Origin of the sequence: Colwellia sp. TT2012 (genome assembly GCF_001440345.1) — a bacterium.
GTDB lineage: Bacteria > Pseudomonadota > Gammaproteobacteria > Enterobacterales > Alteromonadaceae > Colwellia.
This window is the reverse complement of the sequence record NZ_LJYX01000141.1, coordinates 1-785: the sequence shown is the minus strand read 5'-3', so window position 1 is coordinate 785 and position 785 is coordinate 1. Positions and strand designations below refer to the sequence as shown.

The window sequence follows — 785 nt, the reverse complement described above, 5'->3', positions numbered from 1 at the left end:
ATCACCCAAAGCCTGCAACGGCGCCTGGATAGCCAGTCGTTGAAAGCCGTGCTCGAAGACGGCCCGCACAGCGCCCTGCAACAGAGCTATCGGCAGATCCAGCAACACTGGAACCAGGACCTGCTCCCCGCCATCGAACGTGGCGACGGCACCTTCTTCCGTGAACGCGCGCCAGCCTTTGTCGAGCAACTCAACCAGTTCGTCAGCCTGTTGCAGCAACAGAGCGAGCACAAACAAGGCTGGCAACAGTTGATCCAGGGCCTGGCGCTGTTCAGTACGCTGATCATCCTGTTGATTGGGCTCTATGAGTTGCAGTACGGCGTGGTCACGCCGCTGAAGGAACTGGTGGACGCCACCCGGCGCTTTCGCGATGGCGACTACACGGCGCGGGTCAACCACCGCTCCCAAGACGAGTTGGGGCAATTGGCCCTGAGCTTCAACACCCTGGCCGAAACCATCGAACAGTCCCACCACACCCTGGAAAGCCAGGTGCAGCACAAGACTCTCAACCTGCAACAGGCCAACGCCGCCCTGGAATTGCTCTATGAGAGCAGCCGTAGCCTGGCCTCGCGCCTGGCCAATGCCGAAGGCCTTGACGAGCTGATACGCCGCTTCCAGAACCGCCTGCCGGGCCTGCGCCTGTCACTGTGCCTGCAAGGGCACTTCCTCGCCCCGGCGCAACAGATGCTCGCGCTGCATGGCGAAAACAGCCGTAACGTCTGCGCCATCGGTGATTGTGCGACCTGCGAGCGCCATCACGTCGCCCCGCCACAGGTGTTCAGCAT

At 62.0% G+C, this 785-nt stretch carries 1 protein-coding gene; it reads left to right on the top strand.

Annotated elements, in window-relative coordinates; all coding sequences use genetic code 11:
* Window positions 1-785, top strand: a 785-nt coding sequence (locus tag ASU03_RS20350) for a HAMP domain-containing protein (protein WP_157465997.1), incomplete at both ends; no start/stop codon positions are given.